General features: G+C 65.2%; 13 protein-coding genes. 11 read left to right on the top strand and 2 right to left on the bottom strand.

Annotated elements, in window-relative coordinates; all coding sequences use genetic code 11:
* Positions 1-115 precede the first annotated feature (115 nt).
* The 7 genes from BLS51_RS23280 (at position 116) to BLS51_RS23250 (ending at position 17,414) form a co-directional block, all read left to right on the top strand.
* Positions 116-565, top strand: a complete 450-nt coding sequence (locus BLS51_RS23280; protein WP_229207728.1) for a MarR family winged helix-turn-helix transcriptional regulator — start codon at positions 116-118, stop codon at positions 563-565.
* Positions 566-581: 16 nt separating this feature from the next.
* Complete coding sequence (locus BLS51_RS23275) at positions 582-2,660, top strand: FUSC family protein (protein WP_090189939.1); 2,079 nt, start codon at positions 582-584, stop codon at positions 2,658-2,660.
* Positions 2,657-2,863 (top strand): DUF1656 domain-containing protein, encoded by a 207-nt coding sequence (locus BLS51_RS23270; protein WP_090189937.1) that lies wholly within the window; start codon positions 2,657-2,659, stop codon positions 2,861-2,863. Before BLS51_RS23275 ends, BLS51_RS23270 begins: the two co-directional genes overlap by 4 nt.
* A gap of 2 nt (positions 2,864-2,865) precedes the next feature.
* Positions 2,866-3,744: an efflux RND transporter periplasmic adaptor subunit gene (locus BLS51_RS23265; RefSeq protein WP_090189935.1), complete on the top strand. Its 879-nt coding sequence runs from the start codon at positions 2,866-2,868 to the stop codon at positions 3,742-3,744.
* A 12-nt stretch (positions 3,745-3,756) separates the two neighbouring features.
* Entirely contained in the window at positions 3,757-5,178 is a 1,422-nt protein-coding gene (locus BLS51_RS23260) for an efflux transporter outer membrane subunit (RefSeq protein WP_090189933.1), read from the top strand.
* 170 nt (positions 5,179-5,348) lie between these two features.
* Positions 5,349-16,793, top strand: coding sequence for an Ig-like domain-containing protein (locus BLS51_RS23255; RefSeq protein ID WP_090189931.1), 11,445 nt, complete (start codon positions 5,349-5,351; stop codon positions 16,791-16,793).
* 72 nt (positions 16,794-16,865) lie between these two features.
* Positions 16,866-17,414, top strand: coding sequence for a DUF2058 domain-containing protein (locus BLS51_RS23250; RefSeq protein ID WP_090190355.1), 549 nt, complete (start codon positions 16,866-16,868; stop codon positions 17,412-17,414).
* Between the two features lie 4 nt (positions 17,415-17,418).
* On the opposite strand, the gene BLS51_RS23245 is transcribed toward BLS51_RS23250, so the two are convergent.
* Positions 17,419-18,276, bottom strand: a complete 858-nt coding sequence (locus BLS51_RS23245) for a CAP domain-containing protein (protein WP_090189929.1) — start codon at positions 18,274-18,276, stop codon at positions 17,419-17,421.
* Between the two features lie 93 nt (positions 18,277-18,369).
* Entirely contained in the window at positions 18,370-19,725 is a 1,356-nt protein-coding gene (gene yegQ, locus BLS51_RS23240; RefSeq protein ID WP_090189926.1) for a prephenate-dependent tRNA uridine(34) hydroxylase TrhP, read from the bottom strand.
* 64 nt (positions 19,726-19,789) lie between these two features.
* Here yegQ and BLS51_RS23235 point away from each other — a divergent pair, with 64 nt between their 5' ends.
* The 4 genes from BLS51_RS23235 (at position 19,790) to BLS51_RS23220 (ending at position 24,030) form a co-directional block, all read left to right on the top strand.
* Positions 19,790-20,692 carry an AEC family transporter gene (locus BLS51_RS23235; RefSeq protein WP_217636486.1) on the top strand — a complete coding sequence of 301 codons (903 nt, stop codon included), beginning with the start codon at positions 19,790-19,792 and terminating at the stop codon, positions 20,690-20,692.
* A 107-nt stretch (positions 20,693-20,799) separates the two neighbouring features.
* Entirely contained in the window at positions 20,800-22,209 is a 1,410-nt protein-coding gene (locus tag BLS51_RS23230; RefSeq protein ID WP_175472666.1) for a CHASE2 domain-containing protein, read from the top strand.
* On the top strand, positions 22,196-22,546 hold the full coding sequence (locus BLS51_RS23225; protein WP_090189923.1) for a hypothetical protein: 351 nt from the start codon (positions 22,196-22,198) through the stop codon (positions 22,544-22,546). The genes BLS51_RS23230 and BLS51_RS23225 overlap by 14 nt, the downstream gene beginning before the upstream one ends.
* Complete coding sequence (locus tag BLS51_RS23220; protein ID WP_139168774.1) at positions 22,546-24,030, top strand: M48 family metalloprotease; 1,485 nt, start codon at positions 22,546-22,548, stop codon at positions 24,028-24,030. The genes BLS51_RS23225 and BLS51_RS23220 overlap by 1 nt, the downstream gene beginning before the upstream one ends.
* Positions 24,031-24,034 lie beyond the last annotated feature (4 nt).

Below are 24,034 nucleotides of genomic sequence, written 5' to 3'. Positions count from 1 at the left end.
AAAGTATCTATGCTGCTAAAACATTAACGATAACGTAGTTTTTATCCGCCCCCCAGCGAAGATTTTCGTTCGATGCTAATATTTAGCTTCCTAAGTACATTTAAACGAGTCCGCGATGAGCAGTTACGACAAAACCTTGATGTCCTTGACCCACACGCTGATACACGTGGCGCGTGCCTACAAGAGCGCGGCGGATGGCTTGACGGCGGATTTCGAGCTGTCGCACGCCAGCGCCTGGCCGGTGCTGATGATTTCGCGCCTGGGCGACGGTGTGCGGCCGGGGCAGGTGGCGGATGCGGTGGGCATCGAGCCGCCGTCGCTGGTGCGCATCATCGATCAACTGGTGGCGGCCGGCCTGGTGCTGCGCCAGGATGATCCGAGCGACCGCCGTGCCAAGACGTTGTCGCTGACCGTCTCCGGCAAGAAAATCGCCGAACGGCTGGAAAAGGCGCTGGCGCCGTTCCGCCGTGACCTGTTCAGGGACATGCCGCAGGCCGATGTCGAAGCCACCGTGCGCGTGCTGACGCAGCTCGACCAGGTGCTGGCTGGCCGCAACGCGGCGTAAGCGGCGGGGCAACGCCATGAAGTCGCCCTCCAGCAGCGAGTTGCTGTTCTCGGCCAAGTGCTTTGCCGCGTCCATGCTGGCGCTGTACGTGTCGCTGGCCGCCGGCCTGCCACGTCCGTTCTGGGCGATGATGACCGCCTACATCGTCGCCAGCCCGTTCTCCGGCGCGGTGCGTTCGAAGGCGCTGTTTCGCGTCTGCGGCACGCTGATCGGCAGCATCGCCACCATCATCATGGTGCCGCGCATGGCCAATGCGCCGGAGCTGCTGTCGCTGGCGCTGGCCTGCTGGGTAGGCCTGTGCCTGTACATTTCGCTGCTGGACCGCACACCGCGTTCCTACATCTTCATGCTGGCCGGGTACACGGCGGGCCTGATCGGCTTCCCGGCGGTGACCGATCCAGCGGCCATCTTCGATACCGGCCTGGCGCGGGTGGAGGAGATCTCGATCGGCATCCTGTCCGCCACGGTGGTGCATTCGCTGGTGTTCCCGCAGGGCGTGGGACCTGTGCTGCTGGGCCGCCTGGACCGCGCCATCGCCGATGCGCAGCGCTGGATGAGCGATGTGCTGAAGCCCGGCGCCGCCAAGGCCCACAATACGCACACTCGCCTGGCGCTGGCAGGCGAAATCAGCGAACTGCGCGTGATGTCGACCCACTTGCCGTTCGATACCTCGCAGCTGCGCTGGACCGCCGGCATGGTGCACGGCCTGCATGACCGCCTGAGCATCATGGTGCCGCTGCTGCTGGCGGTTGAGGACCGCCTTGATTCATTGCGTGAAGTTGATCCGGATAGCCTGATGCCGTGGACGCGCGTGCTGGAGGATATCGCCGCCTGGGTAACCGCGGGCCGTGATGCCGATCCGGCGCGTGCCGCACAACTGCGCGCGGCGCTGGCGCAGTTGCAGCCGGTGCTGGCGCCGGACGCCAGCTGGAGCGACATCCTGCGCCTGAACCTGGCGCAGCGCCTCGACGCGCTGATCGAAGCCTGCGAAGACGGCCTGGAACTGCGCACCAATGTCAGCACGGTGATGCAGGGCGGCGCCGCCAGTTACACGCCGCACCTGACGCCGACCGTGCTGCATCGCGATCATGGCATGGCGTTGCGCTCGGCGCTGGCCACCGTCATCACCATCCTGGTGTGCTGCGCGTTCTGGATACTGACCGGCTGGCCATCCGGCGCCGCCGCACCGATGATGGCCGGTGTGGCCTGCTGCTTCTTCGCCACGCAGGATAACCCGGTGCCGCTGATACGCATGTTCGTCAAATGGACGGTGATCTCGATGCCGGTGGCGGCGTTCTACATCCTGTGCGTACTGCCGGCGGTGCACAGCTACGAAATGCTGGTGCTGACGCTGGCGCCGGTGTTCCTGATCGGCGGCGTGTTCATGCCGCGTCCCGCCACGGCGGGCAGTTCGCTGGCCTTCCTGATCGGCGTGGCGGGCACCTTGTCCTTGCAGGATACCGGCACGCTGGATATTCCGAATTTCCTCAACAGCATGGTGGCGCAGCTGTTCGGCTTTATCGCCGCCGCCGTTATCACCAGCCTGATACGCACTGTAGGCGGTGACTGGATGGCGCGCCGCATGCTGCGCACCGCGCGCCGCGAAGTGGCGCAAATGGTGCGAATGGCGCCACCGGCACCAGCGCCGGCCAGGTCGCCGGTGCCGTCATCGGCGGCGGCTTCGCGCGATGCGCTGCTGCGCATCTCGGCGCGCATGGTGGACCGTATCGGCCTGCTGATGCCGCGCCTGGCCATCGCCCATCCGACGCCGGAAGCACGCGCGGTGGCGGTGGATGGCTTGCGCGAACTGCGCGTTGGCCTGCACGTGGCGCAGCTATGCGGCATGCGACTGCAACTGGAGCAGGCCGGCGTGGCGCTGCAACCGCTGCTGCAAAAACTGGGTGGCTATTTCAGCGACGGCGGCTACGCCCACGGCCAGGCACCGGCGGTGCTGCTGGCGCGCATCGACAGCACGCTGCGTGCCGTCTGTGCGGCCGCCGGCGACGTACGCCCACAGGCCGCCGCCGCGCTGGCCAGCATGCGGCGCGACCTGTTCCCCGGTGCCGCCGCCTATCAACCGGAGCTTGCATCGTGACTGCTGAACTGAGTTTGTACGGACTATACGTCCCCACCTTGCTGTTGCTGTCCATCCTGGCGCTGATCTGCACGCGCGTGCTGGGGCGGCTGCTGATGCGGGTTGGTTTCTATCGCCTGGTATGGCACCCGGCGCTGTTTGAATTTGCGCTGTTCTTCATTTTGCTGGGCAGCTTCTCTACACTGTTAACCAATCGGGGCTGAACATGAACCTCAAGAATATATTGATGGCCACGGGCCGCTTTGCCGTCACCATGGTGGCGGTGCTGGTCGCCGCCGCGCTGGCATGGCGCTTGTGGCAGCATTACGAAGTCGAGCCATGGACGCGCGACGGCCGCGTCAAGGCGGACGTGGTGCAGGTGGCGCCGGACGTTACCGGCCAGGTCACCGCCGTGCTGGTGCACGACAACCAGAAGGTGAAAGCCGGGCAGGTGCTGTTTGAAGTCGACCGAGCACGCTTTGAGCTGGCGCTGCGCCAGGCCGAAGCCGCCGTGCAGGCGCAGCAAACCACGCTGGCGCAGGCGCAGAAGGAAGCGCGCCGCAACAACGACCTGCGCGACCTGGTATCGGCAGAAACGCGCGAGCAGGGCTCGTCGCGCGTCGATCAACTGCGCGCAGCAGTGGCGCAAGCCGTGATCGCGCGCGACGTGGCAAAATTGAACCTGGAACGCACGCGCATCGTCTCGCCGGTGAACGGCACCATCTCCAACCTGGACCTGCGAATGGGTTCCTATGTCAGCGCCGGCCACGCTGTGATGGCGCTGATCGACAGCGATTCCTACTATGTCGAAGGCTACTTCGAAGAGACCAAGCTGCCGGCGATTCAGGTCGGCGACGCCGTGGCGGTGATCCCAATGGGCGCCTCGCAGCGTCTCAGCGGCCATGTGGAAAGCCTGTCCGGTGGCATCGCCGACCGTGACCGCACCACCTCGTCCAATCTGCTCTCCAGCGTCAATCCGACCTTCAACTGGGTACGCCTGGCGCAGCGCATCCCGGTGCGCATCAAGCTGGACGCCTTGCCTGCCGGCGCGCGCCTGGTCGCCGGCCAGACCGTGACGGTGGATGTGCAGGCCAACCATTCGTAAGCGGAGGTTATGATGAACGCACTCAAACTCTTGGGCAGTGTGGCGCTGGCTGCCGCGCTGGCGGCATGCACGACGGTCGGGCCGAATTACACGGTGCCCGCACAGGCTGTCGTCAAACGTCCCGAAGCCGCCGCGCCTTTCCTCGGCACGCAGGAAGCGGCCTACAAGTCTGAACCGCTGCCGACACACTGGTGGCGCTTGTACGATGATCCGGTGCTCGATCAACTGGTCCAGAAAGCGCTGGCCGCCAACACCGATTTGCGCGTGGCCTCCGCCAACCTGGCGCGCACTCGCGCCGTGCTGGATCAGACGGAAGAAGAACGCAAGCCCGAAGTCAGCGTCAGCGCGTCGCCCGGCGTCGGCCGCTCGTCCGGCGTGACGGCCGGTTCCAAGACCGCGTTGCCGGACCGTTTCAACTACGACGCCGGTATCCACGTTTCCTACCAGACCGATATGTTTGGCAAGATCGCCCGCGCGGTGGAAGCTGCCAACGCCGATACACAGGCCGCGCAAGCTGCGGTGGACCTGGTGCGCGTAACCGTGGCCGCCGATACTGCGCGTGCTTATGCCGACGCCTGCGCGGCCGTGCGCCAGATCAGCGTCGCCCAGCAGTCGGTCGACTTGCAGCAGAAGTTTGTTGAACTGACCGACCAGCGCACCCACGCCGGCCGTGGCACCGCCATCGACGGCGCCCGCGCCCGTAGCCAGTTGGCGCAGTTGCAGGCCGCCTTGCCGCCGTTGCAAGCCCAGCACCGCACCGCACACTACCGTCTGGCCGCACTGACCGGCCAGACGCCGGCCGAAATGAATATGCACCTGTTGCAGTGCCAGGCCGCGCCGCGCCTGACGACGCAGATCCCGGTTGGCGATGGCGCCGCGCTGCTGCGCCGCCGTCCGGACATCCGCCAGGCGGAGCGCAATCTGGCCGCCGCCACCGCACGCATCGGCGTGGCGACGGCCGACCTGTATCCGAACATCAGTATCGGCGCCTCGGTCGGCAGCACCGGGCTGCTGGACCATGTCGGCGCCGGCAACGCTTTCCGCTGGAGTCTTGGCCCATTGATCTCGTGGACGCTGCCGGATACCGGCGCCGCCCGCAGCCGCATCGCCCAGGCGCAAGCCGGCAGCGACGGCGCGCTGGCGAAATTCGACGGCACGGTGCTCAATGCGCTGAAGGAGGCGGAAAGCGCGCTGACGGTCTACGCGCGTGAGCTGGACCGCAACGTCGCGCTGAAAACTGCGCGCGACGAGAGCGCCCAGGCTTCCGAGCAGTCGCACCGCCTGTATCAGTATGGCCGCATCGATTTCCTGTCGGTGCTGGACGCCGACCGCACGCTGGCTGCCACCGACGCCGCCTGGGCCGCTTCCGATGCCGCGCTGGCGTCCGACCAGATCGCGCTATTCCTGGCACTGGGCGGCGGCTGGGAGAAGTGATGCCAAGACTGTAAAACTGCGTAAATGTTACTTCGTTTTGGTGAACTGTTAATTGTCAAAATAAATAGCAAAATTCTGAATTTCCGTAGTGCAATTATTAAATGAATATGGTAGCGTGATTGCTAATAGTAGTTCCATATTGAAATTTTACTTTGCACACGGATACTTAGATGCCTACCATTGCCGCGCCTCGTAACCTGGTTCTCGCCCCTACCGCTGACAGTGGTGTCAGCAACGACAAACTGACCAATATCGTGTTACCGACAGTGACGGGACTGGCCACCGCCGGTTCCCTGGTCACGTTGTACGACGGCCAGGTGGTGGTGGGGACTGCTGTGGCGGCTGGCAACGGCGCGTGGTCGATCAAGGCCGTCACCGTGCTGAGCGAAGGCAGGCATGCGCTGAGCGCCACGGCGACGGTGGGGAACGATGTGTCGGTCAATTCGGCCGAACTGGCGATTACGATCGACGTCACGCCACCGGCGCCGCTGGTGGCGCCCCAGCTGATCGCCGGCGAGGATACCGGCATCAATGGCGACTACATCACCAACAAAACCACGCCGGTGTTCGCCGGCAAGCTGACGGCCGCCGAAGTCGGCTATACGGTCACGCTGTACGATGGCGCCACCGTGGTGGGCAGCGCCAAGGTGATGGACGACAGTTACGTCTGGAGCATCACCACCGATGTGCTGGCCGAAGGCATGCATGCGCTGACGGTCACGCTGACCGATCTGGCGGGCAATGTGTCGTTGCCGTCCGCCGTGCAGCAATTGCAGATCCTCACCCAGACCGCGCCGCAGGCGATGCCGGAACTGTTGCCGGCCTTCGATACCGGCAGTTCCAACAGCGACCGCATCACCAACGCCAATCTGGTCAGCATCGGCGGCACCTCGGTCGCCAACGCCACGCTGAAAGTGTTTGACGGCACCAGGGAGGTGATCGATGTGGTGGCGGACGCCCAAGGCAACTGGCGGCTGGACAATCTGTTCCTCAGCAACGGCCAGCACAGCATCACTGTGGTACGCCAGGCCGACTTTGCCGGCAATATCGCCCGCTCTGAAGCGCTGCTGATCACCGTCGACAATACCGCGCCGCGCGCCAGCAGCGCGCCGTTGCTGGACCCGCTGTCCGACACCGGTTACGCCGACGACGCGCTGACCAGCGACGCCACGCCCACCGTCAGCGGCAAGGCCGAGGCCGGCGCCACGGTGACGCTGTACGATGGCAACACCAAGGTCGGCAGCACGGTGGCGGATGCCGACGGCAACTGGCGCATCACCAGCGACCAGCTGGCCGATGGCGACCATAACCTGAACGTCAAGGTCAGCGATGTGGCCGGCAACGTCTCGGCTGCCTCGCCCGACCTGTTCATCAGCATCGATACCGAGGCGCCGCAGCCCGATGCGCCGCAACTGGCGCCGGAATCGGACACTGGGTACGGCAACGACGGCGTGACCATGCTGGCCACGCCGCGCGTTACCGGCGTGACCGAAAGCGGCGCGCTGGTGACACTGTACGATGGCGGCGTCAAGGTCGGCGAGGCCAGCGCCGACGTCTTCGGCAAATGGAGCATCGACACCAGTCAGCTGACGGACGACAAGCACAGCCTGACGGTGCGCGTGACCGATGCCGCCGGCAACATCTCGGCGCCATCGGCCGCGCTCAACATCACGGTGGACACCAAGGCGCCGCAGGCGCCGGCCGCACCGGACCTGCTGGACAGCTCGGACAGCGGCATCTCGGATCAGGACGACATCACCAATGCCACCCGGCCGGAACTGGGCGGCAAGGCCGAGGCCGGCGCCAGCATTGCCATCTACGACGGTGCAACGCTGCTGGGCAGCACGCTCGCGGACGACGCCGGCAACTGGACCTTCCAGCCGGCGCAGGCGCTGGCGGACGGCGTGCACAGCTTCACCGTCAAGGCCACCGACGTGGCCGGCAACGTGTCGGCCGCGTCGGCCGCGCTGGCGGTCACGATCGACAGCACGCCGGCCGTGGCGCCGACCGATCTGGCGCTGGCGGCCGCTTCGGACAGCGGCGTGTCGGCCAGCGACCGCATCACCAAAGACAGCACGCCGACGATTACTGGCAAGGCGGTGGCCAATGCCACGGTCAAGCTGTACGAAGGCGAGATCTTGCTGGGCGAAGCCAAAGCCGACGCCAGCGGCAACTGGAGCATCGTCGCCAGCGCACTGGGCGACGGCCTGCACCGCCTGACCGCACAGACCAGCGCGCTGACCGGCACGGTGTCGGCGCCATCGGACGCGCTGCAGATCACCATTGACACCGACGCGCCAGCGGCGCCTGCCGTGCCGCTGCTGGAGCCGCTGTCGGACAGCGGCAGCGCCAACAGCGATGGCATCACCAACCGCACGCCGGAACTGCACGGCAGTGCCGAGGCGGGCGCCACGGTGTCGCTGTACGCAGGTGTCGAGCTGGTGGGCAGCACGGTGGCTGGGGCCGACGGCAGCTGGACCATCAAGCCGGCGCAGCAACTGGCCGATGGCCCGCACAGCCTGAGCGTGACCGCCACCGATGTGGCCGGCAATGTGTCGCTACCTTCGCCGGCGCTGCAGATCACCATCGATACCAAGGCACCCGCCGCGCCTGCCGCGCCGGATCTGCTGGAAAGCTCAGACAGCGGTACTTCCGGCAGCGACAACATCACCGCTGTCACCCGCCCGGAACTGGCCGGCAAGACCGAGGTCGGCGCCAGCGTGGCGGTATATGACGGCACCACGCTGCTCGGCAGCACCATGGCCGACAAGGACGGCAACTGGACCTTCCAGCCGGCCCGGCCGCTGAACGATGGCGAGCACGTGTTTACCATCCGCGCCACTGATGTCGCCGGCAATGTGTCGGAGCCGTCGGCGGCGCTGACCGTCATCATCGACGCCAGGCCGCTGGCGGTGCCGACCGCGCTGGCGCTGAGCGCCGCCTCGGACAGCGGCGTCTCCGACCGCGACGGCGTCACCAGCGACACCACGCCGACCATCACCGGCAAGGCGGACGCCGACGCGCTGGTACGGCTGTATGACGGCTCCACCTTGCTGGGCGAGGCCAGGGCCGATGCCAGCGGCAACTGGAGCATCACCGCCAGCCAGCTGGCGGACGGCTTGCACCAGCTGACCGCCAGCACCAGTTCACTCACCGGCACGGTCTCGCAACCCTCGGCGCCGCTGGCTGTCACCATCGACAGCCAGCCCCCCGTGGTCAGCGCCCCGGTGCTTGATCCGCTGGATGACAGCGGTGTTTCCAACAGCGATGGCATCACCAACGTGGCGCAGCCGCGCCTGAGCGGCACTGCCGAGGTGGGCGCCACCGTGGTTCTGTATGACGATGGCCAGCAACTGGCCAGCACGGTGGCTGACGCCGACGGCAGCTGGCACTTTGCGCAGACACTGGCGGACGGCAAGCACAGCCTGACGGTGCGCGCCAGCGATGCCGCCGGCAACCTGTCGGCGCATACTGCGGCGCTGGAATTGACGGTGCTGGCGGCGCCGCTGATAGCGCCCGGCGCGCCAGAGCTGCTGGCCGGCAGCGACAGCGGCCTGTCGGACAGCGACAACATCACCAATGTGGCGACGCCGGTCATCGTCGGCACGGCTGCGGCCGGCCTTGGCGTCGCGCTATACGACGGCGCCACGCTGATCGGTACGGCGCTGGCGGACGCCAGCGGCCAGTGGCGGATCGCGCTGAGCAAGCCGCTCAGCGACGCGGTGCACCAGCTGACCGCCACGGCCAGCGATGTGGCTGGCAATGTATCGCCGGCGTCGGCGGCGTTGCGCCTGACGGTGGATACCACGCCGCCGACGGCGTCGGGCTTGCCGGATCTGGCGGCGGACAGCGACAAGGGCGTGTCCAGCAGCGACAACCTGACCAATGTGGCGACGCCGATGATTGGCGGCAAGGCGGAAGCTGGCAGCACCATCACGCTGTACGACGATGGCGTGCAGGTCGCCAGCGTGCGGGCCGACCAGGACGGTAACTGGAAGCTGGCGGGGCACACGCTGACCGAGAGCAGCCATCGCCTGACCGCCACCGTGACCGATGTGGCAGGCAATGTCTCGCCGTTATCGGAAGCGCTGGTGCTGACCATCGATCTGACGCCGCCGCCAGCGCCGGCGGCGCCGCTGCTGGATGCGGCGTCCGACAGCGGCCTGTCGTCGAGCGACGGCATTACCCGCATCACCACGCCGCACCTGACCGGCACCGCCGAGGCGGGCGCCAGCGTGCTGGTATTCGATGGCGCGCTGCAGATCGGCAGCGCGACCACCGACGACAGTGGCAACTGGAGCTTCACGCCGACAGCGGCGCTGGGCGAGGGCGCGCATAGCCTGACCGTCAAGGCGGCCGACGCGGCCGGCAATGTCTCGCTGGCATCGGCGGCGCTGCTGCTGACCATCGACACCAAGGCGCCGAACGCGCCATCGGCGCCGGATCTGGCGGATGGCAGCGATCTCGGTTCGTCCAAAACCGACAACATCACCTCCGTCACCCGGCCGCTGGTTACCGGCACGGCGGAAGTGGGCGCCACGGTCGCGCTGTACGATGGCAACGTGCTGCTGGGCAGTGCCGTCGCCGATGGCAGCGGCGCTTGGCAGATCACGCCGGCGCAGGACCTGGCTAATGGTGCGCACGTGCTGACCGCCAAGGCCACCGATGCGGCCGGCAATGTGTCGCCGGCTTCGCCATCGCTGACCGTCACCATCAATGCCACGCCGCCGCTCAGTCCGAGCGCACTCGACCTGACCACCGACAGCGGCCGTTCGACCACCGACAATATCACCAACATCACCGCGCCGACCATCACCGGCAAGGCCGCAGCCGGCGCCAGCGTGACCCTGCTGGATGGCACGGTCGTACTGGGTACGGTCACGGCCAATGCTTCCGGCGTCTGGACGCTGGCGCCGAAGCTGGCCGATGGCGAGCATCACCTGACGGCGATCAGCACCAATCTGCAGACCGGCGCCGTGTCGGCGCCATCGGCCGAGCTGCTGGTGACGATCGACAGCCAGTTGCCGGAGCTGGGTCCGCTGGTGCTGGACGCATCGTCCGACAGCGGCCTGTCCAACAGCGATCTGGTCACCAAGGTCAACAAGCCGACGATTACCGGCACCGCCGAAGTCAATGCGCTGGTGACGCTGTATGACGGCAGCACCGTGCTGGGCACCGCGCTGGCCGACGCCAACGGCGCCTGGAGCATTACCAGCAGCGTCGCCCTGGCCAATGGCGCGCGGCTGCTGACGGCCAAGGCGGCGGATGTTGCGGGCAATCTCAGCACCGCCACGCTGACCGTGACTGTCGATACCACGCCGCCGGCCACGCCCGCCGTGCCGGACCTGGTCGCCGAGCATGACAGCGGCACCTCGACCACCGACAATGTCACCAATGTGACGCAGCCTGTCATCGGCGGCAAGAGCGAGGGCAAGGCCACGATGGCGCTGTACGACGGGACGGTGCTGATCGGCACGACGCAGGCGGACGACGCCGGCAACTGGCAAATCAAGCTGGCGCAGTCCTTGAGCCAGGGCGTGCACAAGCTGACCGTTACCGCCACCGATCTGGCGGGTAACACTTCAGTGTCGTCGGCCGCGCTCAGCCTGACGATCGACACCGATGCGCCGCTGGCGCCGACCGCGCTGGATTTGCTGGCGACGTCCGATTCCGGCGCGTCCACCAGCGACGACCTGACCAAAGTGACCACACCGACCATCACCGGCAGCGCCGAGGCGGGAACGGTCATCCGCCTGTACGAGGGCGATAAACTGGTGGCTACCAGCAGCGTCGTCACGCCCGCCAGCGGCGTCTGGAGTGTGACGATTACTGCCGCCAATGCACTGGCCCATGGCGTGCACCAGCTGACCGCCACCGCCACCGACCTGGCCGGCAACGTGTCGGCGCTGTCGCCAGCACTGACCATTAACGTCGACACCGAGGCGCCCCTGCTGGCCTCGGCGCCGGTGCTCGACCCATTGTCCGATACCGGTATCTCGCAAACCGACAACCTCACCAACGACACCACGCCGACGCTGTCCTTCATGACCGAAGCCAATGCGACGGTGGCGCTGTACGTCAATGGCCAACTGCTGACCAGCACCAAGGCCGATGCCAACGGCCTGTGGACCTATACCATGGCCGCGCTGGCATCCAACACCACGTACAACCTGAGCGTGACCGTGACCGATCTGGCGGGCAATGTGTCGAAGCAATCGCCGGCGCTGGCACTGGTGCTGGATACGGCGCTGCCTGCCACGCCGGCCGCGCCGGATCTGCTGGCGGCATCGGATAGCGGCCCGTCCACCACCGACAACATCACCAACGTGGTGCTGCCAACCTTTGTCGGCAAAGCCGAACTGAACGCCACCGTGACGCTGTACGAAGGCACGGTCGTGATTGGCTCCGCGCGGGTGGACAGCACCGGCGCCTGGCAGATCGTGCCGAGCGCGCCGCTGTCCGAAGCCAAGCATGCGCTCACCGTCAAGGTGATGGACGCGGCAGGCAATGTGTCGGCGGCGTCGCCAGTGCTGAATGTCACCATCGACACCACCGCGCCGAACGCGCCGGCCACGCTGGCGCTGGCCAGCGGCTCCGACAGCGGCAGCTCGACCACTGACCGCCTGACCAATATCAAGACCCCGACCATCACCGGCACCGCCGAGGCTGGCACGGTGATCAATCTGTACGAAGGTGTAACGCTGCTTGGCAAGTACACCGCGACCGGCGGCGCCTGGACTATTACCACCGGCACGCTGACCGATGGCGTCCATCAGCTGCAGGCTACCGCGACGGACACGGCCGGCAATGTTTCCGTGCTGTCGGAGGCGCTGGAAGTAAACATCGACACCGCAGCGCCCGCCGTCACCGCGCCGGTGCTGGCGGCGCTGTCCGACAGCGGCCGTTCGAACAGCGACAACATCACCAATGTGCAGACGCCGACCGTCAGCGGTACGGCGGAAAAAGGCGCCAGCGTGGCGCTGTACGACGGTGCCAAGCTGCTGGCGACCACCACCGCCGACGACAATGGCGGCTGGAGCTTCACCACCGCCACGCTGAGCGCCAGTGCACATAGCCTGACGGTCAAGGCCACCGACGCCGCTGGCAATGTCGCCACGTCGGCGGCGCTGGTGCTGACCGTCGATATTGCCGCGCCGGCCACGCCCGCCGCGCCGACGCTGCTGGCCAGCGACGATGTCGGCAGTTCCAAGACCGACCGCATTACCAGCGTCAGCAAGCCGACGCTGAGTGGCGCCGGCGAAGCCAACGCCCTCATCTCGCTGTACGACGATGGCAAGCTGCTCACCACGGTGCTGGCCGATACGTCCGGCAACTGGAAGACCACGCTGAGCGAGGCGCTGGCCGATGGCAAACATAACCTGACCGTGACCGCCACCGACATCGCCGGCAACGTCTCGATCGCCAGCGCCGCGCTGGCGTTGACGATCGATGCTAGTGCGCCGGATGCGCCATCGGCGCCGGATCTTGTGGCCACCTCGGACAGCGGTGCCTCGTCTAGTGACAACCTGACCAACAAGACCACGTTTGCCGTCACCGGCACGGCGGAAGCTGGCAGCACTGTCACGCTGTATGAAGGCAACACCGTGATCGGTTCCGGCATTGCCACCAATGGCGTATGGAGCTTTACCACCACCACCGCGCTGACGCACGGCGAGCACCATCTGGTGGCGCGCGGCACCGATGTCGCCGGCAATGTCTCGGCCGCGTCGGCCGAGCTGGTGGTGAATATCGACACCATCGCGCCGACAGCGCTGGCGCCGGTGCTGGACGCCGCCTCGGACAGCGGCCGCTCCAGCGCCGACCGCATCACCAACGACACCACGCCAACCGTCGGTGGCGTCACCGAGGCTGGCGCCACGGTGGCGGTGTACGAAGGGACGACACTGCTGGGTTCGACGCTGGCTGACGACCAGGGCGTATGGAGCTTCACCACCGGTGTGCTGTCGGCCACCGCGCACACGCTGACGGTGCGTGTCACCGATACCGCCGGCAATGTCTCGACGGCCTCGGCCAGTACGGTGATCACGATCGACACCGCCGCGCCGGCGCTGCCAACGGCGCTGGACCTGGTGGAAGCCTCGGACAGCGGCAGCGTGAAGACCGATAACATCACCAACGTCGTGCTGCCAACCATTTCCGGCACCTCGGAGAAAGACGCCTTCATCACGCTGTATGAAGGCACCACCGTGGTTGGCACCGGCACGGCGGTGGGCACCGCCTGGCAGATCACGCTGACCCAGCCGCTGTCAGAGGGCTTGCACACGCTGACCGCCACCGCCACCGATATTGCCGGCAACACCTCGGCCATGTCGACCAGCGCGCTGAAGATCACCATCGATACCAGCAAGCCGCTGGCGCCGGCGGCGCTGGACCTGGCCGACGCGCTGGATACCGGCATCTCCAACAGCGACAACCTGACCAACAAGAACCTGCTGTCGTTTACCGGCAAGGCGGATGCCGGCGCCGTCATTACGCTGTATGACAACAACGTCAAGCTGAGCAGTGTGACCGCCAGCGCTGCCGGCGTCTGGACTTATACGCCGGCTTCGACCGCTACCCTGGCCGATGGCGAGCATCATCTGACCATCACCGCCACCGACCTGGCGGGCAATGTCTCGGATCCTTCCGAGGCGCTGGTGGTGACAGTGGACACCAAGGCGCCGCTGGTGGTGGCGCCAGTGCTGGACCCGCTGTCCGACAGCGGCGTCAGCGGCGACAAGATCACCAGCGACACCACGCCTACGCTGACCGGCAAGGTGGAGCCGGGCAACCAGGTGGCGGTGTTCGACGGCACCGTCAAGCTGGGCGACGCCGTGGTGGCGGATGACGGCAGCTGGAGCTTCACCACCGGCGTGCTGAGTGCCGGTGCCCATACGCTGACGATCAAGGCCACCGACGCGGCGGGCAATACCTCGACCTCGTCGCCAGCGCTGGCGCTGGTGCTCGACACCAGCATCGCCCAGCCGGCGCTGCCGGATCTGGATGCCGGCTCCGACAGCGGTCAGTCCAGCACCGACAATGTCACCAATGTGACGTCGCCGCTGATCAAGGGCACTACCGAAGCCGGCGCCACCGTGGTGCTGTATGACGGCGGCAAGGCGATCTGCGAGACGGTGGCGAATAACACCGGCGCCTGGCAGATCAAGCTGAATGACCTGAGCCAGGACATCCACCTGCTGACAGTGCGCGTGACTGACGTTGCCGGCAATGTGTCGCAGGAATCGGCGTCTATGCAGTTGACCATCGATGCCACGGCGGACCTGGCGGGCAAGCCGGACCTGGCGGCAGCATCGGACAGCGGCGCTTCGCAGACCGACGACATCACCAATGTGACCGCGCCGGTGGTGACTGGCAAGGCGGCATTCGGGTCCAAAGTGGCGATCTATGACAAGGGTGTCCTGCTGACCACGGTGACGGCCGACGCCACCGATACCTGGACGCTGAGCGGCAAGACGCTGGCCGCCGGCCTGCATACGCTGACGGTGCGCATCACCGACCTGGCAGGCAATGTGTCGGCCGATTCGGAAGCCCTGAACCTGACCATCGATACCAGCGCCGCCACGCCGGGCGCGCCGGACCTGACCGATGCTTCGGACAGCGGTAACGAGGGCATGAGCAACTACAACACCGACAACTACACCAATGTGAGCAAACCGGTGTTCACCGGCAAGGCGGAAGCCGGCGCGACCGTGAACCTGTACAAGGGCACAACGCTGATGGGCACCGGCGTCGCCGACAGCAGCGGCGTCTGGACCATTACCACCACGGTGGCGCTGACCGAAGGCAGCAACAGCCTGACCGCGAAGATTGTCGATCTCGCCGGCAACGTGTCGGCGGCCTCCGGCGCGTTGACGGTAACGCTGGACACCACTGCGCCCGGCGCGCTGACCGATACCAATACGGCGGCCAACTTCGCCAACGTCGGCGGCGCCGCTGGCGCGCTGGTCGGCGTCACCGCGAATGCCGTCGGAACAGTCGCGGGAGGCTACAGCCTCAGTGCCAATCCGGAAGGCTTGTTCAGCATCGATGCCAGGACCGGCGTGTTGTCGCTGGCCGCTGGCGCGGTCGTGACCGGCGGGGCGCACCAGGTGACAGTCAGGGCGGTGGACCAGGCCGGCAATGCGACGCTCGGCAATTTCACCATCCTGGGCAATACCGCGCCGACCATTTCGGCGATCGCCAACACCACGTTTGCCGAAGACACCAAATCGTCGCCGCTGGCGTTTACCGTGGCCGATGCCGAGTCGCTGGACGGCATGACCTTCTCCGCCACGTCGTCGAACGGCATGGTCAGCGGCTTCAAGTTCGAAGGCACCGGCGCCAACCGCACGCTGACGCTGACGCCGAGCGCCAACGCCTACGGCACCACCACGATTACCGTCACCGTCAAGGATGCCGGCGGCCTGACCTCGACCACCAGCTTCCAGGCCAATATCACGCCGGTGGACGATCCTTCGCAGGTGGGCAATGACATCGTGATGGGCAGTGAAAGCGCCGGCGCAAAGGCAAACACCAGCACTTCGACGCTGTTGCTGAACGATTCGGACCCGGATTCGACCATCTGGATTACCTCAGTCCGGGGCATCAGCGGCGGCAGCGTGTCGCTGAGCGGCAGCAACGTCGCCTTCACCACGGCCAGCGGCGCGCATGGCCTGGGCCACTACAGCTATACGCTGAACGACGGTAATGTCGGCGACGTCTGGGTCAAGCTGGCGCCGGTGTCGGACAACGATCTGACCTACGAGATCCAGCGCATGTATCTCGGCTATTTCGGCCGCCCGGCCGACAAGGACGGCCTGGCTGGCAAGGTGGCGATCGCCAGGACCGAGCTGGCCAGCGGCAAGGCGCTGGTCGATGTCATGAAAATGCTGGGCGATCATTTTGTCAACTCGCCGGAATACAAGGCCACCTGGGGCGGCCTGACCGACGACGCCATCATCGCCAAGATTTACAATAATCTGTTCGGCCGCCATGGCGATTACGACCAGTCGGAAATTACTTTCTGGAGCGGCCCGTTGTCGCGTGGCGAACTGTCCTACAGCACCATCGTCAACGACATCGCCAACGGTGCGCATAACGAGGATATCGGCGCGACGGCCAACCGTACCTACGCCGCGCAGTACTTCACCGACCAGATGACCGCTGCGCAGAATGCCGCCTATGTCGGCGATGCGGCGTCGGCGCAGGCACGCGCCTACCTCGATTACATCAATGAGAGGGATGACTCGCTGGCGTCGGCAGCTTCGATGGTGAACTACTACATCAATCTGATGGTGAATGCCGGCCGTTCGGGCGGCATTGCCGATACGCTGGCGTCGAACGCCAGTTTGCTGGCGGACAGCGGCGTGGCCGACCTGTTGGTCATCCACGAGCAGGCGGGCGATCTGAATGTGCTGAACTTCTCCAGCGCCGACGGCGACCAGCTGGTGTTCGCCCACCAGTTTAATGGCCTGACCCTGAGCAGCGCGGCCGAGGTGCTGGCCCGCAGCCATGTGGAAGGCGCCAGCACCGTCATCGACCTGGGTGAGGGCCATGCCATCGTGATCGTCGGCGTCACCGCGCTGACCGTCCACGATATCAGCCTGGCCGGCTAAACCTCGCCGTGGCCGGGCGGTTCGCCCGGCCACGGCAGTGGTATGCTATCGCCTTCGTTAAAAAGGAGTGGCATCATGGGATTGGCGGACCAGTTATTAAAGGCCGGGTTGGTCGACAAGAAGAAAGTCAAGGTTGTCCATCAGACCAAGGGCAAGCAGGAAAAAGACAATCGCCGTGCGGGCGTCGAAGCCGTCGATGAGGTCAAGCTGGCGGTGCAGGAGCAGCAGCGCCTGAGCGCCGAGAAGGCACGCCTGGCCAACGCCGGGCGTGACGCCGCCGCGCAGCAGAAAGCGATCGCCGCGCAAATCACGCAGATGGTGCAGCAGAATAAGCAGGATAAACAGGATAAGGGCCGCAATGGCGATATCGCCTACAACTTCACCTTCGGCAGCAAGATTGAACGCATCTATGTCAGCGCCACGGTACGCGAGCATCTGGTCGCCGGCCGTCTGGTAATCGTTGGCGAGGGTGGCGGCTATGAGCTGGTGCCACGCGTAATCGCTGACAAGATCGCCGAGCGCAATCCGGACATCGTGGTGCGCGTCAAGCAGGCCAGCACCGACGTGGACGAGGACGATCCATACGCCGACTTCAAGATCCCCGATGATCTGATGTGGTAAGCCTTTACTGGCGCGGCTTGCCGAAAGTCTGCGTCCAGTAGGCCACGCCGGCACGCTGGTCGGCAGTCACCGCGTAGGCGGCGCCCATGTCGGTAAAGTCACCGTTCATGATGTTGGCGCAGTGGCCTGGACTGGCCAGCCAGCCATCCACCGTTTCCTGTGGTGTGTTCTGGCCGTAAGCGAGATTTTCGCCGATGCGGGTCCAGCTGTAGCCGGCCTGGCGTGCACGGTCGCCGACCTTGCCCCCGTCTGTGCCGGTGTGGCTGAAATAGCGCTTGTCGGCCATCTCGCCGCTATGTGCCAGCGCGGCGTCGCCAAGACTGGCGCTCCAGCGCAGCGGCGGCGCCGGCGGAAAAGCGCGCTCGCCGCACACCTGGCCGGCGGCGCGCGCCACGTTCACACTTGCCAGTATCGCCGCGCCGGCGTCCTGCCATGCCGGAAAGCTGGCGGACGGCAGGGGCGCGGCCGCGCGCGCCAGCACCACGGTCCATTCGGCGCCATTGCGCGAAACGCCGATATCGGTGTAACTCGCGTTGAGCAGGATGCGGCAATAGGTTTTGCGTATCAGCGAGAAAGCCGCCTGCAGTGTGCCGGCGCTGTTGATTGAAATGGCGTCGGCCCTGGTGTTGGCGTAACCGGCGTTTTCCAGCGCGGCTGACAGGATGGTGCCAGGCTTGAGATGCACCGTTGCCAGCGCCGCTTGCGGCTTCAGTTCCGCCACCGACTGCGTGGGTTCGTCCTGGCACAGACCGGGCGCGGCCCGGTAGGCGTTGACCATGGCCGTCAGCTGGTCGGCGTCCGACTGCGCGGCGGCAGCGGACGAGACCAGCAGCAAGATGATCGGGATGTGCGCCTTTGACAAGATTTCTTCCTGTGTTGCAAGTATGGTTGCAACGAATCATGTCACAGCACGGGCTCACGCGCAATCTGGTGGGTAATATTTGTTGCCTAAGGTTTACAAATAGCGGGCCAGCAGTGCCCGATCCAGCGAGGCGTCCAGCGCGATGCGCACGAAGTGGCCGCTGCCTGGTGCGACGTTGATCTCGTCGCCATTGTCGTTGAGCATGCGCGTCAGTTCGATGTCGCGGTTGCCTTGCGGGTGGATGACTTCCAGCCGGTCGCCGACGGCAAAGCGGTTCTTCACCTCCACGCGCGCCCATCCATTTTCGACGCTCAGCACATCGCCGATGTATTGGCTGCGGTTGGCCTCCGAGGCGCCACGCATATAGTTCTGGTAGCTCTGGGTGTGGTGGCGCTGGTAGAAGCCATCGGTGTAGCCGCGGTTGGCCAGGCCTTGCAGCTGGCCGAGCAGGTCGATATTGAACGGGCGGCCGGCCACCGCATCGTCGATCGCCTGGCGGTAGACCTGTGCGGTGCGCGCCGCGTAGTACAGCGATTTGGTGCGGCCTTCGACCTTCAGCGAATCGACGCCGATCTTCACCAGCCGCTCGATATGCTCGACCGCGCGCAAATCCTTGGAATTCATGATGTAGGTGCCGTGTTCATCTTCCATGATCGGCATCAGCTGGCCGGGACGTTCGGCTTCCTCGATCAGATAGGCGCGGTCGGCCAGCGGATGGCGCGGCTGCTGGTGCAGCGAGGAGAAGGGCTGCTGCTCGGCTTCCTGCAGCGCTTTCTGGAATTGCAGCGGAATGACCTTGGCGAAGTCGCCGGTGGCGTCTTCCTCGGCGTTCTGCACTTTGTAGTCCCAGCGGCAGGAGTTGGTGCAGGTGCCCTGGTTGGGATCGCGGTGGTTGAAATAGCCGGACAGCAGGCAGCGGCCGGAATAGGCGATGCACAGCGCGCCGTGCACGAAGACTTCCAGTTCCATCTCCGGGCACTGCTGGCGGATCTCTTCGATTTCGTCCAGCGACAGCTCGCGCGACAGGATCACGCGCGTCAGCCCCATGCGGTGCCAGAACTTGACGTCGGCCCAGTTGACGGCGTTGGCCTGCACCGACAGGTGCACCGGCACGTCCGGCCATTTGTCGCGCACCATCATGATCAGGCCGGGATCGGCCATGATCAGCGCGTCCGGTTTCATGTGGATGACCGGTTCCATGTCGCGCAGATAGGTTTTCAGCTTGGCGTTGTGGGCGAAGATATTGCTGGCGACGAAAAACTGCTTGCCGCGCGCATGTGCGCCGTCGATACCTTCCTGTAGCGCTTGCAGGGTGGAGAAGTCGTTATTGCGCACGCGCAGGCTGTAGCGTGGCTGGCCGGCGTAGACGGCATCGGCGCCAAAGTCGAAAGCGGCGTGCATCTTGTCGAGCGAGCCGGCGGGCAGGAGAAGTTCGGGAGCTTGACGCATAGGGATAAAAAGCTGGACACTTTAATGTGTCCGCCTCCCTCACACTTTGCGCTAAATCAAGAAATTGCTTCCTTTACTGACAACCCTGTGGCCGGTGTTCCTGCTGATTATCGCTGGCTATGTGATGAAGCAGCGCGCCTTCCCCGGCGAGGGCTTCTGGCCCGGTGCGGAAAAGATCAATTACTTCATCCTCTTCCCGGCGCTGCTGTTCTCCAGCTTGGCCACCGCGCCGCTGGACAATCCCGCCTTGCCGCGCGTGCTGGGCGCAGTGCTGCTGTGCCTGGTCGTGTGCAGCATCGGCTTGCTGGCAGCCTGGCGGTTGCGGCGCTGGCCGGCATCGCGCTTCGGCGTGCTGGCGCAGGGTGTGCTGCGCTTTAATACCTATCTGGGCCTGGCGGTGGTCGGCAGCCTGTTTGGCAAGCAGGGACTGGTGCTGGCGGCGGTCATCATGGCGGTGTATGTGCCGACGGTGAACGTGCTGTCGGTGCTGGCCTTTAGCGCGGGGCGGGGCGCCAGCCTGTCGTCGCTGTTGCTGCCGATCGTGCGCAATCCGTTGATCCTGGCCTGCGTCGCCGGCGCCGCATTCAACCTGTGCGGGCTCGAACTGAAATGGGGCGCTGACAAGTTGCTGACGCTACTTGCCAGCACGAGTCTGCCGCTGGGCCTTCTGAACGTCGGCGCCGCGCTGAACTTGCGCGAACTGCGCGGCGAAACGGGCACGTTGACGGTCAATGCGCTGGCGCGGCTGTTTGGCGCACCGCTGGTGGCGCTGCTGTGCGCCCGACTGCTGACGCTGCCGCCACTGGAGAGCAGCATCCTGATCGTGTTCTTCGCGCTGCCAACCGCGCCCACCTCCTACGTGCTGGCGCGGCTGATGGGCGGCGACAGCCAACTGATGGCCGGCATCATCACGCTACAGACCATGCTGTCGGCAATCACACTGATCGCCGTGCTGGCCATGCTGTGAGGGTGATCAAATAGCAACTAAGTTAAGTTGCTTCCTATAAAGTTATTGTTAAAAATATCTCAATAAGGCATTATGGAAACTGTTTCCTAAAATAAATGGTTGCTTGCATGTTGGCATTCCCAAAGAAGTACCGGCGCGGCTTGCTGGAGTGTGGTGTGGCTTTGCTGGTCGGGATATTGCTGACGATCCTGCTGGAATGGGCATTTGGGGAAGAGTTTGTCACGCGCCAGCAAGCGCGTGGCTATGCGCCCTTCGCCGGCGCCGTTTACGGCGAAGGCCGGCGCGACGACATCCGCGTGCTGCTGATCGACGACATGGCGCTGGCCGATGCCGGACAAGAGTGGCCAGCGCGCTACGGCTACTCGGCGCGCCTGCTGCGCGCAATGGCGCAATACCGGCCGAAGGCGGTTTTCGTCGACATCTATTACGGCGCCCAACGCGAAGACGACAGCCTGCCGGCGCTGCTGCGCCAGGTGTGTGCGCTGCACGAGCAGGGCACCAAGGTTTTCCTGGCGGCCTCTCGCAACCGGCGTGACGAATACGTGTTGCGGCCGGAACTGGAAGAACTGGCCGGCAAGTGCTTCGAAAAAGTGGCGGTCAAATACACGCCGGATGAGCTGGACCGCCTGGCCTGGAACTACACGCTGGCGCTGCCCGGCGCCCATCACGACGAACATGGGATGAAGAGTGCTGCGCTGGCGTTGTACGAAACAGGCGGCGCCACCGTGCCGGTGGAACATCACGCGATGGCGCTGACCTGGGGCAGCCAGCCAGCCGCGCACGGCGTTGGCTGGGTGACCAGCTTGCATGGCCCGGGCGCCGATGAATCGTACTGCCGCCGCCCGCACAATCTGCTGGCCGAATTGTCGCCGCCTGGCGTGCGCAACGCTTTCTATGACGATGGCAACAAGCCGCTGTGTGTTTTCCATGAAACCATCCGCGCCGGCCAGCTGATGTCGACCACGCCGGAACAGGATGCGCGGCTGCGCCTACTGATCGAAGGCAAGGTGGTGCTGGTCGGCACGGCGCTATCGGATTTCAGCGATGTGGTGCTGTCGCCGCTGCATGGCCGCATTCCCGGCGTCTATCTGCACGCGATGGCGCTGGATAACCTGATGGTGTTCGGCGACGACTACGCGCGCGCCATGCACTTGTCGCTGGACTGGAACAACCTCAAGCTGCCGGTTTTCCTGGTGATTGCGATGTTGATCGTGACGCTGCCACTGCAGCGCTTCAAGCACGCGGTCGAGCACCGGCTGGAGCCGGATGGACACAAGGTTTATTTCTGGCGCGGCGTGCTGTACCTGCTGTGGGGGCCAGCGCGCATCATCATCTCGCTGCTGGTCGGATGCCTGATGCTGCTGATCGGCCAGTATTGGCTGGATCTGGGCTTCCTGTCGATCATCAATGTGGTGGTGCTGACGCTGCTGGCCGAATGGTTTGAAGTCAATGAAAAGCTGGGCAAATACTTCTGGCCCAAATTAACCGAAAAAGGAGAGAAGCATGTTTCCCATTAAGCGTTTTGCCGCCATTGCCATGCTGTTCTCGCTGGCGCTGCCAGGCGTGCAGGCTGCCGACCTGATTACCGGCATCAAGGGCAAGCAGGTGGAGCTGTTCGACGTGGCCGACGATGCCAAGCCTGGCCGCAAGGTGGACGCCAGCGGCCTGCCATGGACCATCAAGGAGGAAAAGAACTCCTTCCTCAAGGTGACGCTGGGCGGCAAGGACGCATGGATCGACTCGATGCAGGTGAACGTGGTGCGTGACGCCAAATCCGATTGCCCGCCGAAGAACAGTACCCAGCCTGACATTGGCGCGGTCTTGCCGGGTGCAGCACCGTCGCGGTGCCGCTGATGCGCCGCGCGCCACGGCCGAAGGCCTTGCTGCTGGCCGCATTGCTGGCCTGCCGCAGCATCGCGCAAGCTGAAGAGCCCGCGAGCGAGCAGGCAATGCCGGCCGTGAAATTGATCGGCGAACTGCCGCCAGCGCCGGCCCACCAGTGGAGCGACCTGACGGTCGACCTCAACGATCACCGCACCGCCGGCAACGGCCTGGTATCGGCGCCGGCGCTGAGCAAATATCTGAACGGGCTGTATACCCATATCAAGATTGCCGCCGGCGTGCCGGACTGGCCGGGGGCGGTGCACATCTCGTCCGACACGACGCTGAACGCACACGCTTCGGCGTCAGGCAATATTTATCTGCACATGGGATTGATCCGCTCTGCCGAGTCGGAAGATGAGATCTATGGCGTGCTGGCGCATGAGTTTGCCCACATCTACCTGAACCACCAGGCGGCCTACGAGGCGCATCAGGTGGCGTCGAACGCCGTCACCGGCGCCAAGGTGGCGCTGCTGGGCATCTTCCAGAAAAAACTGCCGGGCACCAATCCCAGCTGGAGCGCGTTTGACAGCCTGGCGTTGGTGGATGGCGTGGTGCACGATTCGCTGATCCCGGTGTGGCAGCGTGATGTGGAAGAGCAGGCCGACATGTTTGCCGCCACGCTCAGCTTGCGCGAGCGCTACTCCTACCCGTCCGGCTACAAGGCTTTCCTGGAACGGCTGGCTGCGCTGGAGCAGCGCGAACAGGCCAGCCAGCCTTTCGGCGCACCAGAAGGCGGTGCCACACCAGCTGCCGCACCGGGGACAACGCGCAAAACCCATGCGACCGCGCGCGAGCGCGAGGAAGTGTTGACTGCCAAGATGCTGCCGCTGATGCCGCGTCCACGTCCGGCACCGCGCAAGGCGCCATGGCAGGCGGTGGTGAAGGACAAGGAGACGGCGGAAGTGCTGGCGCACTTCGCGCTGCTGCCGGAGATCGCCAAGCTGCAGGCGGCCGGTCGCAACGCCGATGCCTTGAAGCTGGCGCAGGTCGCCGCATCCGGCGCCACGGCGGGCGACGGCACCATGCTGCTGGTGCTACAGGGCGCGATGAAGCGGACGGGCGCCAGCATTGAGGAGCAGCGCGCCGTGCTGCTGCGTAACCGCAGCTGGCCGGAGCGCTCGTGGTCGGTGCAGTATCAGGCGGCGATGCTGGTCACGCCGGAGCAGCAGCCGTTTGCCAAGGAATTCCTGCAAGAGCAATACGCCTACTTTGGCGAAGCGCCGCGCACTTGGCCGGACATGGTCGGCTTCTACTTCCGCAACGGCGACAAATTCTCCCAGTTGGCGCTGTCGCTGAAATGCACCACCGAGGCGCGCTTTCGCGACGCCTGCGTCTACAACACCCAGACTGACGCGCAACGCCAGCAAGCCGCCAACCAGGCGGCCAACCGCCAGCAACAGCAGCTGAACAAGTGGGAACAAAAATTGAAAGACAAGCTGAAACTTAACCAGTAATAGG

This window comes from Duganella sp. OV510, assembly GCF_900100205.1.
Taxonomy (GTDB): Bacteria; Pseudomonadota; Gammaproteobacteria; order Burkholderiales; family Burkholderiaceae_D; genus Rugamonas.
The sequence above is the reverse complement of the archived record's forward strand: the minus strand, read 5'-3'. Positions and strand labels throughout refer to the sequence as shown.

Coding starts and splice junctions, on each gene's coding strand:
- BLS51_RS23225 (WP_090189923.1), top strand. CDS start 22,196: ATGTTTCCCATTAAGCGTTTTGCCGCCATTGCCATGCTGTTCTCGCTG.
- BLS51_RS23255 (WP_090189931.1), top strand. CDS start 5,349: ATGCCTACCATTGCCGCGCCTCGTAACCTGGTTCTCGCCCCTACCGCT.
- BLS51_RS23260 (WP_090189933.1), top strand. CDS start 3,757: ATGAACGCACTCAAACTCTTGGGCAGTGTGGCGCTGGCTGCCGCGCTG.
- BLS51_RS23265 (WP_090189935.1), top strand. CDS start 2,866: ATGAACCTCAAGAATATATTGATGGCCACGGGCCGCTTTGCCGTCACC.
- BLS51_RS23275 (WP_090189939.1), top strand. CDS start 582: ATGAAGTCGCCCTCCAGCAGCGAGTTGCTGTTCTCGGCCAAGTGCTTT.
- BLS51_RS23220 (WP_139168774.1), top strand. CDS start 22,546: ATGCGCCGCGCGCCACGGCCGAAGGCCTTGCTGCTGGCCGCATTGCTG.
- BLS51_RS23230 (WP_175472666.1), top strand. CDS start 20,800: ATGTTGGCATTCCCAAAGAAGTACCGGCGCGGCTTGCTGGAGTGTGGT.
- yegQ (WP_090189926.1), bottom strand. CDS start 19,725: ATGCGTCAAGCTCCCGAACTTCTCCTGCCCGCCGGCTCGCTCGACAAG.
- BLS51_RS23280 (WP_229207728.1), top strand. CDS start 116: ATGAGCAGTTACGACAAAACCTTGATGTCCTTGACCCACACGCTGATA.